The sequence below is a fragment of the Mycobacterium sp. OAS707 genome, assembly GCF_014873705.1.
GTDB lineage: Bacteria > Actinomycetota > Actinomycetes > Mycobacteriales > Mycobacteriaceae > Mycobacterium.
In genome coordinates this window covers 1,269,360-1,285,679 of sequence record NZ_JADBDS010000002.1, presented here as the reverse complement: position 1 = coordinate 1,285,679, position 16,320 = coordinate 1,269,360, and the positions used below count along the sequence as shown (strand labels likewise).

Below are 16,320 nucleotides of genomic sequence, written 5' to 3'. Positions count from 1 at the left end.
CCGATGAGGGTAGCGGTGCCGCTCCTCACGAGTCGGGCGAGATGATCAGCCCGCTGGTCGGGACACCGGTGCCGGACGTGACGAGCACATGTTCGACACCCTCGACCTGGTTGTACGACGTACCGCGTACCTGACGGACACCCTCCGTGATGCCGTTCATGCCGTGGATGTAGGCCTCGCCCAGCAGTCCGCCGTTGGTGTTGATCGGCATGCGGCCACCAAGTGACATCTCGTCGACGGATACGAAATCCTTCGCCTCGCCGCGGCCGCAGAAGCCCAGTTCTTCGAGCTGAGTGAACACGAACGGGGTGAAGTGGTCGTAGAGGAAGGCCGTCGAGATGTTGTCCGGCTTCAGTCCGGAGGCGCCCCACAGTTTGTTGCCAACCACACCCATCTCGGGAAGCCCGGTGATCTCTTCCCGGTAGTAGCTCGTCATGACCTCGCCGTCGTACGCCGCTCCTTGTGCGGCCGCTGTGATCACAGCCGGCGGATTAGGCAGATCGCGCGCTCGCTCGACGCTCGTCACCACCATCGCGACGCCGCCGTCACTTTCCTGACAGCAGTCCAGCAGCCGCAGCACCGGCTCGATGATCCAGCGCGATTCCTGGTGCTGCTCAATGGTTATGGGCTTTCCGTAGAACCAAGCATCGGGATTGTTCGCGGCATGCCTGCGATCGATCACCGAGATCTTGCCGAAGTCGGCATTCGTCACCCCGTAGGTCGACATGTACCGCTGAGCGTGCAAAGCCACCCACGCGGCGGGCGTCATGAACCCGAATGGGGCGTACGGGGCCATCCACAACGGAGTCACGCCGGGTTGGCGGCCTGCGCCACCGAACCGGAAACCGGAACGCTCGTTGAAGGCTCGATAACACACCACTGCTTCCGCGGCGCCCGTCGCGACAGCCATCGCGGCCTGCATCACGGTGCCGGCCGCGGCCCCGCCGCCATGCGGAACTCTGGTGAAGAACGACAGGTTCTCGATGCCGACGTTGCGTGCGACCTCGATTTCCTCGTTCTCGTCGACGGTGAACGTGACCATGCCGTCGATGTCGCTGGGGCGCAGGCCCGCATCGTCGATGGCCGCCTTGACCGCCTCGCAGGCCAACTGCATTTCGGTTCGTCCGGATTCCTTCGAGAACTCGGTCTGGCCGAAGCCGACGAGCGCAGCCTTACCGCCGATTCCGTCTTTCATTCATCAACCCCGTCGAGCAGGCTCAGCACCGCCGTGCCGGAGACGTGATCGCCCAGGCTGTTTGTGCCCTTGAATGTGATTTCGACCAACCCCTCGCCATCGGCCGAAGACTTGTTCGTGACGCTGCCTTCGAAGCGCATCGGATCGTTCGGGTAGGCCGGCACGCCGAGGCGAATGGACAATTTCTTGACCATCGCCTCCGGCCCAGCCCAGTCGTGCAGGAACTTCACGCACAGCCCGTTCGTAGTGAGGATGTTGAGAAAGATGTCCTTGGACCCTTGGGAATTGGCGAAGTCGCGGTCGTGATGCACCGGCATGTAGTCGCGTGACGCGATGGCGCCGGCGACGATCAGCGTGGTGGTGACATTCACATCCATCGGTGTGACCTCGTCGCCGACGTTGATCGTGTCCCAGGCGAGAGTACTGGTGCGCTTGAGTGTGGATGTCATGTGCCGCTTCCTTCCGAGTACGTGCTGCCGAGCCGGGCAAGCTGCTGTGACGCCGACCCGAGTGCGAGTTCGTTTTGCTTGGCCCACAGGAAATAACGAGACAGTGGATACGTGACGTCGATGCCCATGCCGCCGTGGACTTGTTGGGCTGATGCGGCGACACGGGCGCCTGCCTCTGCCGCCCAGAACTTGGCGATCGCCGCTTCGCGATCGGCATGCCTGCCTTCGGCGATCAGCCACGCCGCATGCCACGTCGTCCATCGGATGGCCTCGACGTCGATGAACGCGTCGGCCAACCGTTGCTGGACAGCTTGGAACGATCCGATGGGACGGCCGAACTGTTCGCGCTCGCTCGTATACGAGGCGGCGAGCTTCAATGCCCGCTCCACGACACCGATTTGGATCGCGCAGAGGCCGACGAGCGCCCTGGAGTAGAGGGAGCCGATGATGTCCGTACCGCCGTGCTCGGTGAGCCGGTGACCGATAGCGCCACTGAACGCGATGTCGGCGTGAGGTTCGCCGTTGGTCGTCTGCACCGGTGTGATGGCCGCGCCGTCGGTTCCGGTATCCACGACGAACAGTCCGGGGCCGTCGTCGGTATGCGCGGACACGACAATGGCCGCCGAGAGTTGTGCCGCAGGAACAAGTTCCTTGTGACCGTCGATCCTCCACGATTCTCCGTCAGCGCGTGCGGTGGTACGCGGTGCGGTCGGGTCGGAGTTTCTCGGCTCCGCGAGCGCCGCGGTGAGGATCGTGCTGCCATCGACCACGCCGGGCAAGTACTTCTGTTGAAGTTCGGAATCACCGTGGCGTGCAATGGTGTCCGCGCCCAGCACGAGCGTGGCGTACACCGGGACGGGTGCGACACTGAACCCGACCTCGCTGAGCAGCACGCCCAATTCGAGGAATCCGCCGCCGCTGCCGCCGACGGACTCGGGTAGGGCGATACCGAGCAGGTCGGAGGAGGCCAGTTCGTTCCACAACGCGGGGTCATAGCGCGTGGTGCCGGTCTCGAGATCGGTGAGGCGTTCCGGCGTCGCACGAGCCTCGAACAGCTGGCGTGCTACTTTGCCGACGGTTTCTTGTTCTTCGCTGAACGTGAAATCCATTGCTTACCTTCGGTTCAGGTAGCGGGCCGGAATTGGTGCAGCACCAACTCGTCCCCGCTCGGGAGGGCTTCGAAGGTCTCGAAGAAGACCTCGACGGGCATTCCGACTTCGATGGCGGCGGGCTCGATGTCGCAGAGGTTCGACACGATGCGAACACCCTCGTCGAGCTCGATGAGCGCAACGACGTATGGGTATTGGAGAAACGGCAGCGGAGGATACTGCGGCATCACGAAGCTGTACACGGTGCCGCGGCCCGAGGACACGACGTAGTCCCAATTGAGCGATTGGCACTTTCCGCACATCGGACGAGGTGGAACCCGCAACGCCGTGCAGTCGGTGCATCGCTGGATGCGAAGTTCGTTGTCCTTCAGACCTGACCAGAAGAACTCGGTGTCGGGGCTGATCGAAGGCGCGAGTCGGCTAGCCATCAACTTCCTGTCTTGAATCGCAGAGTGCGGAACCACTGACGGCCGATGACTTCGTCGTTCTGATCACGGTAGGTGGTCACCCAGGTGACGAAGAAGCCGTTGCCCATCGCGGTCTTCTTCTCGTCGGAGATCGAATCGAAGACGGTCTCGGCGGAGATCTGGTCTCCCACCCTGGGGTAGCGTTCGATCTCGAACTCCGAGTTCGTCGCGATGATGCCGGTGTACCCGGCGTCGGCGAGGAACTGCAGCGGGTTCGTCTTGATTTCGATCGGGACACCACCGCGCTCGTGGATGCCCGCGAGCTTCGGCGGCGGCATCGTCCAGGTCTGTAACATCACCGGCGGCGAAACCAAGCCGCCGTAGCGGGAGCTCTCCGCGAACTCGGGATCAAGGTAGGCCGGGTTCATGTCGTCCAGCGCGTACGCCCAGTGCCGAATCATCGCGGCGTTGACCGGATCTGGGGCGCGAGAAGGCTTGCCCACCCCGTCAGTGGGCGTTCCAATTAGCGCTTGAAGGCGCTCGTGCAGTTCGTCTTTGGTCAGTTCAGTCACGGATGTCGGTTCCTTTCGTCGACGCTCGCATGTCGCGGGGTGCGCGTGGCATTCCCAAGCCGGCCATGGCGATGATGTCGCGCTGCAATTCATTCGCCCCGCCACCGAATGTGTTGATGACGGCGAATCGGTAGGCGCTTTCGAGCTCACCCTTGATGGGAGCCGTCGCGTCCTTGCGCAGGCCGGCTTGGCCCACCACGTCGAGCAGTTCGCGGGCCACCTGCTGGGTGAGCTCGGTGCCGAAAACCTTTGCCGCCGACGCCTCACCCATGCCCAGTGCACCGGAACTCATGTTGGTGTTCACCCGGAGGTTGAGTAGCCGGTATGCAGCGACCTGTGCCTCCACCCGCGCGAGAGCCTGCTGCACCCATAGCTGATCGATGACGAGCCCCTCGTCGAGTTCCGTTGTCTTGGCCCACTGCAGGGTCTTTTCGAACAGTGGCTCCAGGGCGCCGAGGTTACCCATTGCGGCACGCTCGAGGTTGAGCTGATTGGTCACCAGCTTCCAGCCCTGGTTCTCCCCGAGCACGATGGCGTTCTCCGGAACGCGCACGTCGTCGTAGAAGGTGTAGTAGGTCGACACCCCGGGCATTGTGTGCAGCGGCTTCCAGGAGAATCCGGGGGAGTCGGTCGGCACGATGAACACGGTGATGCCCTTGTGCTTCTTGGCTTCTGGGTCTGTGCGCGCAGCCAGCCAGATATAGTCGGCGAACTCGGCGCCGCTGGTGAACATCTTGGAGCCGTTGATCACGAACTCGTCGCCGTCACGCACCGCGGTGGTCCGCAGCGACGCCAGATCGCTGCCTGCTCCCGGCTCGGAATACCCGATGGCGAAGTCGACGGTGCCGTTGAGGATTGCAGGAAGGAACTTCTGCTTCTGCTCTTCGGTGCCGTATTGAATAAGTGTTGGACCGACGGTGTTGAGCGTGACGAACGGCAGCGGTGCGTGCACCCGCCGCGCTTCTTCGGCGAAGATGTACTGCTCGAGTGCGGTGAGTCCACTACCGCCGTACTCGACCGGCCATGCGACACCGAGCAGACCGGCCTCGCCGAGCGCCCGGCGCGCCTCTACGACGGCGGCACCGCCCTCCATCTTCCCGACGACGGCCGCGCGCCGCTCAGGAGTCATGACGGCCTCGAGGCGCTCGCGGTACTCCTTGCGGAGCTGCTCTTGCTCAGGGGTGTAGTCGAAATCCATCAGACACTCGCTCCCATGCGCACAGGCATGCGTTTGACGCCGGGCACCATCGTCGCCCGCAGTCGCGTCACATCGCCGGTCAGTTCGATCGTCGGGTAGGTACCGAGGAGCACCTCGAACATCACCCTGGCCTCCAGCCGTGCCAGCTGCGCGCCAAGACAGGCATGCTCGCCCGCACCGAAGGCGATGTGCGGGTTTGGGTTTCGGGTGATGTCGAACTCTTCGCTGGTGATACCGAAGATCTCCTCATCACGGTTGGCCGCCCCATACAGCATGACCACGGTCTCACCCGCTTTGATCTGCTGACCGCGGATCTCGACGTCCTCGGTCGCCTGGCGGGCCATGTGGGTCACCGGGCTGGTGAACCGCAGCATCTCTTCGACAGCCATGGGTAGAAGTTCGGGCTGCGAGCGCAGCAGCGCGAACTGGTCGGGGTGCTCGATCAGGGCTTGCATGCCGAGTGCGATCAGATTGCGTGTTGTCTCGTTGCCCGCCACCAGAAGCAGGAACGAGAAGTTGAGGAGGTCTGCATCGGTGAGGCATTCGCCGTCCACTTCGGCGGCGGCCAGAATCGAGAGCAGGTCATCCTGGCCGGTGACGGCACCGGAGCGCCGCGCCTCGATCAGCTTGGTGAAGTACTCGTATAGCTCGCCGAGTGCGACGAGATGATCCAACTCGATATCCGGATCGGCCGTTCCGACCGCTGCGTCGGACCACGTCCGGAACTTCTCCCAGTCTTCCGGCGGCGCACCGAGCATCTCCGCGATCATGCGGGTCGGCAGGGGAGCGGCGATTTCCTCGGCGAACTCATGCTCCACTGACGGGTCGACGCCATCGACGATGCGCTTGACGATCTCGCGCACCTTGGGCTCCAACAGTGTGACCTGGCGGCGGGTGAACCCGGAGTTGATGAGCTTGCGCAGCTGCCGGTGGCGTGGCGGATCTGTGAAGATCAGGTTGCCTTCTTGAACGGGCTCGGGCTGGCTCGGATCCGGGATGGTGATGCCCTTTGTCGACGAGAACAAGTGGGGGTGGCCGGAGACGAAACGGATGTCCTCGTATCTCGTCAGGGCCCAGAAGTTTGTGACGTCGTTGTAGACCACCGGGGTGGTGTTCCGCAGCTCCCGGTACGCCGGGTACGGGTCGCCCGCATAGAAGTCCGGCGAGTGCAGGGGGAACGCAGAAGTGGGCGTACTGGGCACCGCGGGCCTTCCTCGACGAAAGCTACTTATCGGACATAATCTCACAAAGTGTCCGGTACTGTTGTGTCTACCGCACTGACGTCGACAGTGTCAATGACTGTCGGTACTGGTTATTGGCTTAAACCGTTGACGACACCCTGAACGCGGGTGTACACACTTGAACAAAATGTCGTCCAGGAAGGTCGCGTGATCGGATGGCCCAGTCGAACCTGATCGACAGCTATGGCGTCTATATCGACGGCAAGTGGGTGGAGCCCGACAGCGGGAGATACGACGTCGTCAACCCCGCGACCGAACAGGTGATCGCGTCCGCACCCGACGTGGGCGTCACGCAGGTCGAACACGCCATCGGTGCGGCCCGTGCCGCCTACGACTCTGGATCCTGGTCAGCATTGGACCCGACTGAGCGGTCCCGCTGTCTTCAACAGCTGAGCGATGCGCTGCTGGCCCGCGGCGACGAGATCTACGCACTCGCGCAAGCCGAGTGGGGATGCACATCAAACGAGCGCCTGATCCATGTCGACGGCCCCGCCTTCATGGTCGGACATGCGGCGGAACTTGCGCTGGAACCGGCGGAGGCGCCGATGGACGCCTGGGGAGCCGCGGGCACCACCCTGTTGCGCTATGAGCCGCTGGGTGTGGTGGCGGTGATGACGCCGTGGAACTTCCCGCACACCCTCAATGTGATGAAGCTTGGCGCGGCGTTGGCCGCAGGCAACACTCTCGTGCTCAAGCCCTCGCCGCTGACCCCGCTGGCCGGGCTCGCGCTCGCCCGGTTAATCGATGAAGAGACCGACATCCCGCCTGGCGTCGTCAATGTCGTCACGCCGAGTGGTGTCGAGGCCAGCAGAACGCTGACGCTGGATCCGAGAGTCGACATGGTCAGTTTTACTGGCAGCTCGGCGGTCGGCAGGGAGGTAATGGCCGGGGCCGCAACGACAATGAAGCGGATCCTGCTCGAATGCGGAGGCAAGTCGGCGTCCATCCTGCTCGACGATGTCGAGCTGTCGGATGAAATGCTGGAGCGACTCCTGTTCGAAGGCTGCACCTTGCACGCGGGGCAGGCGTGCATTCTCAACAGCCGACTCCTGGTGCCCGACGCTTTGCATGACGATGTCGTCGGCCGCCTTGTCGAGTTGGCGCACAACGTCACCGTTGGCGATCCCATCGACGGGGCGACCGGGATGGGACCGTTGATCAGCCGCCAGCATCTGGAGCGGGTCGAGGGTTTCGTCAAGCGTGCCGAGAGCGACGGTGCGAAGGTCGTCGCGGGCGGTCGGCGACCTGAAAATGCTTCGGAGGGCTTCTTTTTCGAGCCGACGATCCTGACCGATGCAACAGCGGAATCATACATCGCCCAGGAGGAGGTTTTTGGGCCCGTGATGACGGTGCTGCGGTATCGCGATGACGACGACGCCATCGCGATAGCCAACGATTCGGCCTACGGCCTAGGCGGCGCGGTGTGGGGCACCGACGTCGACCGGGCAGTCGACATCGCGCGGCGGATCAGAACCGGTCAGATTTCGATCAACGGCACCATCCCTGGCGATGCTCCGTTCGGCGGATTCAAGCAGAGCGGTATCGGGCGTGAAGGCGGCGTCATGGGACTGCGCTCATACATGGAGCTTAAGGCGATCGGAGTGCCCGCGTGACGGGTGCGCTCGCGGGCCTGCGCGTAGTCGAGCTCGGCACTGACATCGCTGCGCCGTATTGCACGAAGCTGCTCGTCGACCTCGGCGCTGACGTGTACAAGATCGAGCGGCCCTGCGGTGATCCGCTACGCAATTGGGGAACAGCCGGCGGTCTGTTCGAGTACCTGAACGCCGGAAAGCGCGGACTGACAGTCGATCTGACCACTTCACCCGACGCGCTGGTCGAACTTCTCGCAAAAGCGGACCTGTTGGTCGAGGATCTGCCCGCCGGATCCGCCGACCGGTTCGATTTGGGACTCGACCGCGACTCCCTGCAGCGGATCAACCCGAATCTGGTCGTTGTTCGCATCTCCGACTACGGCCAGGAGGGTCCTCGCCGGGATCGCCAGTCAACCGGCCTGACCCTCCAGGCTGCCTCAGGTTGGGTGAACACTCGCGAACTGGGCCGCGCGCCGGTGCAGGCCGGTGCCCGTATTCCCGAGTACATCGCAGGCGGCTACGCCGCACTCGGCGCATTAACAGCCCTACGGGTCGCCGACGCTGCTGTCGACCAGGTGGTCGAAGTCGACGTCTCGGCTTTTGAAGCGATGTTATCCACGTTGCCCTACCCGATGATGATGGCCGAGCGCCTGAAAAGCCTTGGTTTGCCGCCGAATTCCAAAGCAGGGCCGATGCTGGGCATCGTCCGGGCCGCCGACGGCTGGGTCGGAATCAACTGCTTGACCGGTCAGCACTGGCTTGACGTCTGCGCGATGGTGGGACTGCCCGAGTTCGGTGATCACCAGATCGCCATCATGATCGGCGGCCCCGAACGTGACGAGTTCTTCGCGAAGGCGCAGCCTTGGCTGGAGTCGATGACAGTGGCCGACCTGGTCGAGTTGAGCCAGGCGATGCGTATTCCTGCAGCACCGGTCAACGACGGGCAGTCGATCTTGGATTGTCCTCAATACCGCGAGCGCGGATTCTTCATCGAAGATGCCACTAGGCGATTCAAGCGTCCAAGCGCACCGTTTCGGTTCTCGAGGGCACCGGTGGGCAAACCACGTCCGGCACCTCATCTGGGCGCCGCGGCGACCGCGTGGGAAGGCCGACGGGGCACCGGAGCTACACCGCAAACCGCCGATGTGGCAGTGCCTTTCGCCGGTCTGAAGGTTTTTGACCTGAGCACGTTCTGGTCGGGCGCCTATCTCACGTGCTATTTGGGAGCTTTCGGCGCCGACGTCGTCAAGGTCGAGTCGATCCAACGTCCCGATGCACATCGGTACTCCGGCTCGCTGCTGCGCAACAGTGACGACTGGTATGAGATCGGACCGATGTGGCAGGGCACCAACCTCAACAAGCGCGATATCACCTTGAACCTCGGCACGGAAGCCGGCCGCGAGCTGGCGATGAAGCTGGCCGCGGAGGCCGACGTCGTGGTCGAGAACTTCTCACCGCGTGTCGTCGAGCAGTTCGGCCTCGATTACGACTCGCTGGTGAAGATCAACCCCGGCGTCGTCATGGTCCGCATGCCGGGCCTGGGACTGGAAGGTCCGTGGCGCGAATACGTCGGCTGGGCACTGAATTTCGAACAACTGTCGGGTATGTCAGCCGCCACCGGTTATGCCGACGGGCCGCCATGCAACCTGCAGGGGCCTGCAGACCCGATCGTCGGTGTGCACGCTACCGTCGCTCTACTTGCAGCGCTCGAGCACAAGCGCAGAACCGGTGAGGGTCAGCTGATCGAAGTCGCCCAGATCGAGGTCGGCGCGGCCGTCATGGCGGAACCCGTCATCGAGTACTCGCTCACGGGCCGGGTGCGCGAGCGTGAGGGAAACCGGCACCGCCACTTCGCGCAGGGCGTCTACCCGGCCGCAGGCGATGACCAGTGGGTGGCGATCTCGATACGTGACGATGCGGATTGGGCAGCGATCGCGGATGCGCTGGGTCGCCCCGAACTGCGCGACGACCCGCGATATGCCACCCAAGAAACACGGCTGGCCAACCACGACGCGCTCGACGAAACGCTCACCGCGTGGACGAGTGTCAACCCACCTGAGGAAGCCGCCGAGGCCCTGCGTCGGCGCAACGTGCCTGCCGAACGCTTACTGACGCCAGACCGCATGTATGACGTCGATCAACTCGAGGCACGCGGCTATTACCAGGAAGTCGACCATCGCCTCGCGGGCCGACAGACATTCCCGGGCTGGCCTTTTCGCATCTGTCCCGGACCACTGCGCCACCACCGCACCGCACCGCCGACGCTCGGCCAGCACAACGTCGAGGTACTGCGCACGCTGGGATTGTCCGACGACGAGCTGTCGACCTTACGCGACGATCAGGTCATCGGCGAGCGACTGCTCAACGCCTAGTCGACCATTGCGGCGATGGTGTCGACCACGCACGCCGGCCGGCCGGACCCCTCTACCTCGACGGTGACGCGTACGGTGGCTCGGCCGCCCTTGTCGTTCCGCTCGATCTTGACGAGTTCAGCACCTGCCCGGATGCGGGAGTCGACAGGCACCGGCGCCGGGAAACGGAGTTTGTCGACGCCGTAATTGACTTGCATCGACAACCCGGTCACCTGGTAAATCTGTTGCACGAGAATGGGAACCAGCGACAGCGTGAGATAGCCGTGGGCGATCGTCTTGCCATAGGGACCGTTTGCGGCCTTCTCTGGATCGACGTGTATCCACTGGTGGTCACCGGTCGCCTCGGCGAAAAGGTCGATCTCCTTCTGCGTCACCTGACGCCAGTCGCTGTAGCCGAGGTGCTCACCGATGTGTGCCTCAAAGGCTGCGATGCCCTCGTAGATCGTGGGCGCCCGGCTCACGCGGGGACCTTGAGCCCCAGTTGTTCAATGGCGTTGCCACCCATGATCTTTGCCTTCGCGGAGTCAGAGACATCGACAAGCCGGTCGACAAAGCTCAATGGGTCGCCGATGCCCTCTGGGTGGGGGAAGTCGGAACCGAACATCACGTGGTCCTCACCCATGATGTCGATGATCCCCTTCAGGTCGTCCTCGAGGAACGGATGAATGTAGATGTTGCGCTTGAACACCTCCACGGGATGCTCGTCGAACTCCTTGGGCATGATCTTGTACGCGGTGTTGAGCTGCTCGAGCAGATTGCGCACCCAGCCGCTGCCGTTCTCGACACAGAGGATCTTCAGATCGGGGAAGCGCGACAGCGCGCCGTGGCAGATCATCGCGGCCAAGGTGTCCTCGATGGCTCGGTGCCCCATCACGACTTCGCGTAATGCGCTGGGCTTGAAGGACAGGTACTCGTCGCCGCCCTCCCACTCCATGAGGTGCTTCTGATAGCCGCTGTCGGAGGCGTGCATCGTCACCGGCATGCCGGCCCTCACCACCTCTTCCCAAAACGGATCGAACTCGGGCAGGCCCATCGACCGTGAACCGCCGAAGCGGCTGGGCACCGGCGCAGGCCGGACCAGGAATGTCTTCATACCGCGCTCGAGGCCCCAATGGAACTCCCTGATCGCCTCATCGACCAGCGGGAGACAGATGACGGGCGTGGCGAAAATTCTCTCCTGGTAATTGAACGTCCAGTGCTCGTACATCCACTCGTTGAGTGCGTGGATGATCGCGTGAGTCAAAATGACGTCGTCGGTGGTGCGCTCCTCGATCAGGCTGGCGAGGGTCGGGTACATCACGCATTGGTCGATGCCTAGCTCGTCCATGAGCTCGAGCCGCGGCGCGGGCGCCTGGTAGGCCGGGATGACATCCATTGCCTCACCGATGAATTCGCGGAAGTTCAAACCTTGCGGGTTGTTGCCCAGAAAGTAGTCCTCGGCGCTGCCAGGCCGGGCGACCCGCTCGAACGTGGGGTTGGGGATCATATGACTGATGTGGTCTTTGACGACGAGCTTCGGTCGCCCGTTGACTTCGACGTAGCCCACCTTGCCCCTGTGCTGCTTTGGCAGGTACTTCGTCAACGCGTCCGTGGTTTCGTACATGTGGTTGTCGATGTCGAAGACCGGATATGGCAGTGACCGGGGAGACATGAGGCGAACCCTCCTCAGAGCGGCGGATATGACCGTTTACGCCAGGTGAGAATGACGTTATCACTTCGGGGTTTCAACATCCAGATGGGGTCAGGATCCGGCGAGTTTCTTCCATGCCCGCACGATGGCATCAGTGGTGGTCACAGTTGTCAGAAGCGAGAGAGTGTTGTCGATGATCGACTCCGCGTACTCGCGTGGATATCCGGCCACGGCATCGCGCGGTAGTACGAACTGATAGCTGCGGTTCACCGCGTCCATTACGAAGTTCTGAATTGCGATGTTGACTGAAACACCCACTCCCACAATGGTCGTGATCCCCAGGTTCCTTAAGACCGAGTCCAGATCGGTGCCGGTCATAGGCCCAACACCGTGTGTGCGGGTGAGGACGAGATCGGTTGGCTCTGGCCCGAACTCGGGCAGCACCGACGCGCCGGGGCTACCCGGAGTCAAATCGGCGGCGAACGACTTTCCAGCCATGAATAGCCTTGCGTTGGTGTTCGACCCGCGGTTGTCCGGGCGCTTCTGTATCAGACAGTGCACGACCGACACATCTGCTGCGCGGGCGGCATCGAGCAGAGCGGCGATGTTCGGAATCGCCTCACGACCGGCTTCCTCGGCCAGCATGGGCAGGCCGGCCTGCGGGCCGATCACCCCTCCTTGGCATTCCTGGGTGACCAAAGCAGTCGTGGCAGGATTCAACAGATCGAGCAGGCTCGGTGGTGGCATGAGAACACACGTTATCGTGTATGAGAATGCATTTTCCAGCTCCAGAGGAGAACAGATGGATGCATGGGAGGTCATCGTCAGGGAGTCGGTGCGCCAGACCCTTTCCGATTACACGGCGGCCACCGACCGGTTCGACCTTCGCGCTCTGGCTGCATGCTTCGGCCCTGACGGAGTCCTCGAATACACGGGCGGAGCCGAGCCGCTCACCGGCCCCGCGGCCATCGAGGCCGGGCTACGAGCCGCGATGGCACCGGACGCGACCAGGCAGGGGCCAACGCATGTGCGCCATCACGTTTCGAGTGTTCGGTTCCGCTCCGTCACGCGGGAAAGTGTCGAGGTCAGCAGCTACTTTGCCGTCCACACCGATGTCGGACTCGACCACTGGGGCTCCTATCGCGACGTCTTGATTCCAGTCGATGCGCAGTGGCTCTTCACACACCGGCGAATCAGCGTCGACGGCTTCGCGGCCGCCAGCCTCATGCGTTGAACTCCTCGGCGAAAGCACGCGCCTTCTCGATCACCTCGGCCCGCGTGGCTCCCCGCGGTGCGACGGTCAGCCAGGTCACACCCATGTCCTCGAGCGTTGCGATCGTCGCGTGCCGCTCGTCGGTCGACTTGCTGTCGTCGAGCAGGTTGCCCGCAGAGAAGCAGATATCCAGTGGCTCCGTGCGGCCGATCTCGGCGGCATATTTCTTGGCCCACGCGATCGCCGATCTCAACTCCTCGAGCGTCGAGATCTCCGCGGTTCGTGACGCGGTCGCGTAACCGAATGTGTTGAACGGCGCCCACCCCTGAGCGCGCGACACTGCGCGCCGTACCGCCGGCCTGCTGTTGCCGCCGACCCATATCGGAGGTGGGGTCGCTGGCACGGGATACAGGCGCACCCCTCTGGCCGCGAACGAGGTGCCCTCGTAGGCCACGTCATCGCCGGTGAGAACTTTGTTCAACACGTCCAACGCCTCATCGAGCAGTGCGCCACGATTGTCGAAATCGATTCCCAGCGACCGGAATTCCGGCTTCAGATACCCCGCTGCAGTGCCGAGGATCAGCCGCCCGCCCGACAGGACCGCGAGACTCTGAATCGACTTGGCGCCGAGGAAGGGATTGCGATAGGCCGCAATGTAGACGTTTGTGAGGAGCTTCACGTCCGTGGTGGCAGCGGCGGCGAACGACAGTGCGACGAAGGGATCGAGGGCGTGATGTCCGCCGTGATCGAGCCATTTCGCGTCGGGTGCAGGGTGGTCGGTGACATGCACGGCTGAGAATCCGGTTGCCTCGCCGGCACGGGCGATCTCGGCGATGGCATCGGCGGTGACGAACTCGGATACCGCGTCAACCCGTTGGGTGGGCAGTTCCAGGGAGTAAGAGATGGGCACGATCGTCCTTCCGGCTAGTGACTCGATGAGGTGACGAGGTCCGCCAAGCGTTGGGCGTGGTGGTCGGGGCTGCCGAAGATCAGTTCGGTGGCTTTGGCGCGACGCACGTACAGATGGGCATCGTGCTCCCACGTGAAGCCGATTCCGCCGTGGATGCGCATGTTATCCAACGCGACTTGTAGAAATGCCTCAGAACTCGCCATTTTCGCCGCCGACGCCGCGACTGACAGCTCGTCACTGCCTGCGGACTGCGCGGCGTGGACGGCGGCCGAGCGGGCACCTTCGACGAGAATGAGCATGTCCGCGCACCGGTGCTTGACCGCCTGAAAGCTGCCAATGGCACGCCCGAACTGAATGCGCTCCTTGGCGTAACCAACGGCCATGTCAAGGCAGCGCTGCGCGGCGCCCACCTGCTCGGCGGCCAGCGCGACAAGGGCGAGGTCAAAGGTACGGGCCAATGCCGGGCCGGCTTCACCGTCGGTTCCGATCAGTCGGGCCGGGGAATCGTCGAGCCGCAAGCGGGCGACTTTCCGCGTGCGGTCGAGTGTGGCCAATGGGTCACGCGTCAGCCCGTCGGCGTCCGCGGCAACGGCGAACAGCGACGTGCCGGCGTCCGTGTTCGCCACGGCCAGAACAACATCGGCGGTGTAGCCGTCGAGAACCAATTCCGCGTGCCCACGAATACGATGGCCTGCGCCGTCGGCGTGGGCGGTCAGCGTGACGGCCCGTGGATCCCACGCGTCGAGCCGGCCGTTCAGGATCAGCGTCGCGGTCATCGACCCGTCGACGAATGCAGGCAGGTAGTCCTGCATCGCGGCCGTATCGCCGCTGCAGAGGATCGCTTGGGCGGCCAGGGCGACGGTGGAGAAGAACGGCGCACACAACAGCGCGGCCCCCATCTCCTCGAAGACGACCGCGAGTTCGGCCACGCTGGCGCCCGCGCCGCCGAACTGTTCGGGAACCGCGATGCCATGCAGGCCCAGTTCGGTGGCCATTTGTCGCCACTGCGCCCGGTCGTAGCCCTCATCGGTGGTCATCAGGTCGCGTACCCGAGTCGTCGGTGATGTCGCCCCCAGGAACTCCCGCACCGCGTGCCGAAGGTCGTCGGCTTCACTCATCGCTGTGCTGCCTCCAGGTGCGCCCGGCCCAACCCGGGATAGGCATTCCCGGATGAGGATAGTATCTTTTCTGAAATAGGAGAATGCACATTCTCGCATGAAGGAGAAGCGCGGTGGCCACGAGACTCGACTACGGGATCTTCGACTGCGACACGCACTGCTACGAGACGCGCGACGCGTTTACCCGCTATCTGCCCAAAGAGTTTCACGACCGAGCCATTACCACCGTGCGGGGAGCGGATGGGGTCGAGGTCATCCTCGCGGGCCATCGTGTGGCGACCTTCAACAGTGAAGGCGGGCTTGGTCTGGACGTCGCTTACCGCCCTGGGTCGCTCAAAGAAATGCTGAGGCAGATGGGATCGGGCAACCCAGAGGAGTCCTACGAACCACAGCCCATGCAGCCCGAGTACATCAAGCGTTCAGCACGGCTCGCGGTCATGGAGAGGCAGAACGTCGAGCGGATGGTCATCTATCCGAGCGGAATGGCTCTGGCCGCCGAGCACTACGTTGACGACACCGCAGCGCTATACGCGAACCTCCGGTCGTTCAATCGATGGTTCGACGAGGAATGGGGCTTCAATTTCGAGGACCGCGTGTACGCGACCGGGCTGCTTTCACTGCGCGACCTGGACTCGGCCGTCGCCGAAACGGAGGCACTGATCGCCCAGGGTGCGAAGTTTGTCCTGCTGCCAACGGGCCCGGCCTACGGTAGGTCGCCGGGCGACCCCTACTTTGACCCGATTTATGCGCGACTGCAGGAAGCAGGCTGCGTCCTCGTCTTCCACATCATGCCCTTCTGGTACTTCGATGCGATCTCGCCTGCGTGGGGGCAAAACGCGGATCCTGCCTCGTGGCACATGTCGGCATGGCAGTGGATGAACATATACGGCCAGCGTCCGATCGAAGACACCCTGTCAGCCCTGATTTTCGACAACCTTTTCGGCCGATTTCCCGGGTTGAATGTGCTTGTCGCCGAGCACGGTGCTGAGTGGGTGCCGTTCTTCACCAAGCACATGGACAAGAGTCGCGGCATGGGCCGGAATGGTCCATGGATCGGCGGGAAACTGACCGAGAAACCGTCGGCCGTCTTCCGGCAATACGTGCGGGTGGTGCCGTACCCCGAGGACGATATTCCTGCCATCGTCGCCGGGTTGGGCTACGACGACTGTCTGGTGATGGGCTCGGATTACCCGCACGCGGAAGGCCTTGCCGAGCCTGCCGATTTCGTCAAGCTGCTCGACCCGCTTGACGATGCCGCCAAGAAACGGATCATGCGTGACAATGCTGTCCAGATGATGAAGCGGAGTTAGTACT

Annotated in this window: 16 protein-coding genes; 4 read left to right on the top strand and 12 right to left on the bottom strand. The window is 63.2% G+C overall.

Annotated elements, in window-relative coordinates; genetic code table 11:
• Positions 1–25: 25 nt before the first annotated feature.
• Genes GGC64_RS17035 through GGC64_RS17005 form a run of 7 tightly spaced genes read right to left on the bottom strand, consistent with a single transcriptional unit; the run spans position 26 to position 6,102 of the window.
• Entirely contained in the window at positions 26–1,195 is a 1,170-nt protein-coding gene (locus tag GGC64_RS17035) for a lipid-transfer protein (RefSeq protein WP_192723652.1), read from the bottom strand.
• Positions 1,192–1,644, bottom strand: a complete 453-nt coding sequence (locus GGC64_RS17030) for a MaoC family dehydratase (RefSeq protein ID WP_192723651.1) — start codon at positions 1,642–1,644, stop codon at positions 1,192–1,194. The genes GGC64_RS17035 and GGC64_RS17030 overlap by 4 nt, the downstream gene beginning before the upstream one ends.
• Entirely contained in the window at positions 1,641–2,753 is a 1,113-nt protein-coding gene (locus GGC64_RS17025) for an acyl-CoA dehydrogenase family protein (protein ID WP_192723650.1), read from the bottom strand. The genes GGC64_RS17030 and GGC64_RS17025 overlap by 4 nt, the downstream gene beginning before the upstream one ends.
• Before the next feature lie 14 nt (positions 2,754–2,767).
• Positions 2,768–3,181 (bottom strand): Zn-ribbon domain-containing OB-fold protein, encoded by a 414-nt coding sequence (locus tag GGC64_RS17020; RefSeq protein ID WP_192723649.1) that lies wholly within the window; start codon positions 3,179–3,181, stop codon positions 2,768–2,770.
• Positions 3,181–3,732 (bottom strand): MaoC family dehydratase N-terminal domain-containing protein, encoded by a 552-nt coding sequence (locus GGC64_RS17015; protein WP_192723648.1) that lies wholly within the window; start codon positions 3,730–3,732, stop codon positions 3,181–3,183. Before GGC64_RS17015 ends, GGC64_RS17020 begins: the two co-directional genes overlap by 1 nt.
• On the bottom strand, positions 3,725–4,930 hold the full coding sequence (locus GGC64_RS17010; protein ID WP_192723647.1) for an acyl-CoA dehydrogenase family protein: 1,206 nt from the start codon (positions 4,928–4,930) through the stop codon (positions 3,725–3,727). Before GGC64_RS17010 ends, GGC64_RS17015 begins: the two co-directional genes overlap by 8 nt.
• Positions 4,930–6,102 (bottom strand): cytochrome P450, encoded by a 1,173-nt coding sequence (locus tag GGC64_RS17005; RefSeq protein ID WP_192723923.1) that lies wholly within the window; start codon positions 6,100–6,102, stop codon positions 4,930–4,932. The genes GGC64_RS17010 and GGC64_RS17005 overlap by 1 nt, the downstream gene beginning before the upstream one ends.
• 224 nt (positions 6,103–6,326) lie before the next feature.
• Here GGC64_RS17005 and GGC64_RS17000 point away from each other — a divergent pair, with 224 nt between their 5' ends.
• Together GGC64_RS17000 and GGC64_RS16995 are read left to right on the top strand one after the other, a co-directional pair.
• Entirely contained in the window at positions 6,327–7,784 is a 1,458-nt protein-coding gene (locus GGC64_RS17000) for an aldehyde dehydrogenase family protein (protein WP_192723646.1), read from the top strand.
• A complete protein-coding gene (locus GGC64_RS16995; protein ID WP_192723645.1) occupies positions 7,781–10,135 on the top strand; it encodes a CoA transferase in 2,355 nt (784 codons plus the stop codon). The genes GGC64_RS17000 and GGC64_RS16995 overlap by 4 nt, the downstream gene beginning before the upstream one ends.
• On the opposite strand, the gene GGC64_RS16990 is transcribed toward GGC64_RS16995, so the two are convergent.
• The 3 genes from GGC64_RS16990 to GGC64_RS16980 all read right to left on the bottom strand — a co-directional run bounded on the left by GGC64_RS16990 (position 10,132) and on the right by GGC64_RS16980 (position 12,512).
• Positions 10,132–10,596, bottom strand: a complete 465-nt coding sequence (locus tag GGC64_RS16990) for a MaoC family dehydratase (protein WP_370582143.1) — start codon at positions 10,594–10,596, stop codon at positions 10,132–10,134. The genes GGC64_RS16995 and GGC64_RS16990 overlap by 4 nt on opposite strands.
• Positions 10,593–11,786 carry an amidohydrolase family protein gene (locus GGC64_RS16985; RefSeq protein ID WP_192723644.1) on the bottom strand — a complete coding sequence of 398 codons (1,194 nt, stop codon included), beginning with the start codon at positions 11,784–11,786 and terminating at the stop codon, positions 10,593–10,595. Before GGC64_RS16985 ends, GGC64_RS16990 begins: the two co-directional genes overlap by 4 nt.
• A gap of 90 nt (positions 11,787–11,876) precedes the next feature.
• A complete protein-coding gene (locus GGC64_RS16980) occupies positions 11,877–12,512 on the bottom strand; it encodes an isochorismatase family protein (protein ID WP_192723643.1) in 636 nt (211 codons plus the stop codon).
• Positions 12,513–12,567: 55 nt separating this feature from the next.
• On the opposite strand from GGC64_RS16980, the gene GGC64_RS16975 reads away from it, so the two are divergent.
• Positions 12,568–12,999: a nuclear transport factor 2 family protein gene (locus tag GGC64_RS16975; RefSeq protein ID WP_192723642.1), complete on the top strand. Its 432-nt coding sequence runs from the start codon at positions 12,568–12,570 to the stop codon at positions 12,997–12,999.
• Here the strand turns inward: GGC64_RS16975 and GGC64_RS16970 are convergent.
• Complete coding sequence (locus tag GGC64_RS16970; RefSeq protein WP_192723641.1) at positions 12,989–13,888, bottom strand: TIGR03619 family F420-dependent LLM class oxidoreductase; 900 nt, start codon at positions 13,886–13,888, stop codon at positions 12,989–12,991. The two genes, GGC64_RS16975 and GGC64_RS16970, sit on opposite strands and share 11 nt — an antisense overlap.
• 14 nt (positions 13,889–13,902) lie before the next feature.
• Entirely contained in the window at positions 13,903–15,006 is a 1,104-nt protein-coding gene (locus tag GGC64_RS16965; RefSeq protein ID WP_192723640.1) for an acyl-CoA dehydrogenase family protein, read from the bottom strand.
• A gap of 113 nt (positions 15,007–15,119) precedes the next feature.
• Between GGC64_RS16965 and GGC64_RS16960 the strand changes: the two genes are divergently transcribed.
• Positions 15,120–16,316, top strand: a complete 1,197-nt coding sequence (locus tag GGC64_RS16960; protein WP_192723639.1) for an amidohydrolase family protein — start codon at positions 15,120–15,122, stop codon at positions 16,314–16,316.
• The last annotated feature ends 4 nt before the right edge of the window (positions 16,317–16,320 follow it).

Bases quoted from the DNA above. Each gene is read 5' to 3' on its own strand.
- GGC64_RS17010 (WP_192723647.1), bottom strand. From the start codon at position 4,930: ATGGATTTCGACTACACCCCTGAGCAAGAGCAGCTCCGCAAGGAGTAC.
- GGC64_RS16980 (WP_192723643.1), bottom strand. From the start codon at position 12,512: ATGCCACCACCGAGCCTGCTCGATCTGTTGAATCCTGCCACGACTGCT.
- GGC64_RS16985 (WP_192723644.1), bottom strand. From the start codon at position 11,786: ATGTCTCCCCGGTCACTGCCATATCCGGTCTTCGACATCGACAACCAC.
- GGC64_RS17000 (WP_192723646.1), top strand. From the start codon at position 6,327: ATGGCCCAGTCGAACCTGATCGACAGCTATGGCGTCTATATCGACGGC.
- GGC64_RS17025 (WP_192723650.1), bottom strand. From the start codon at position 2,753: ATGGATTTCACGTTCAGCGAAGAACAAGAAACCGTCGGCAAAGTAGCA.
- GGC64_RS17020 (WP_192723649.1), bottom strand. From the start codon at position 3,181: ATGGCTAGCCGACTCGCGCCTTCGATCAGCCCCGACACCGAGTTCTTC.
- GGC64_RS17030 (WP_192723651.1), bottom strand. From the start codon at position 1,644: ATGACATCCACACTCAAGCGCACCAGTACTCTCGCCTGGGACACGATC.
- GGC64_RS16965 (WP_192723640.1), bottom strand. From the start codon at position 15,006: ATGAGTGAAGCCGACGACCTTCGGCACGCGGTGCGGGAGTTCCTGGGG.
- GGC64_RS17035 (WP_192723652.1), bottom strand. From the start codon at position 1,195: ATGAAAGACGGAATCGGCGGTAAGGCTGCGCTCGTCGGCTTCGGCCAG.
- GGC64_RS16975 (WP_192723642.1), top strand. From the start codon at position 12,568: ATGGATGCATGGGAGGTCATCGTCAGGGAGTCGGTGCGCCAGACCCTT.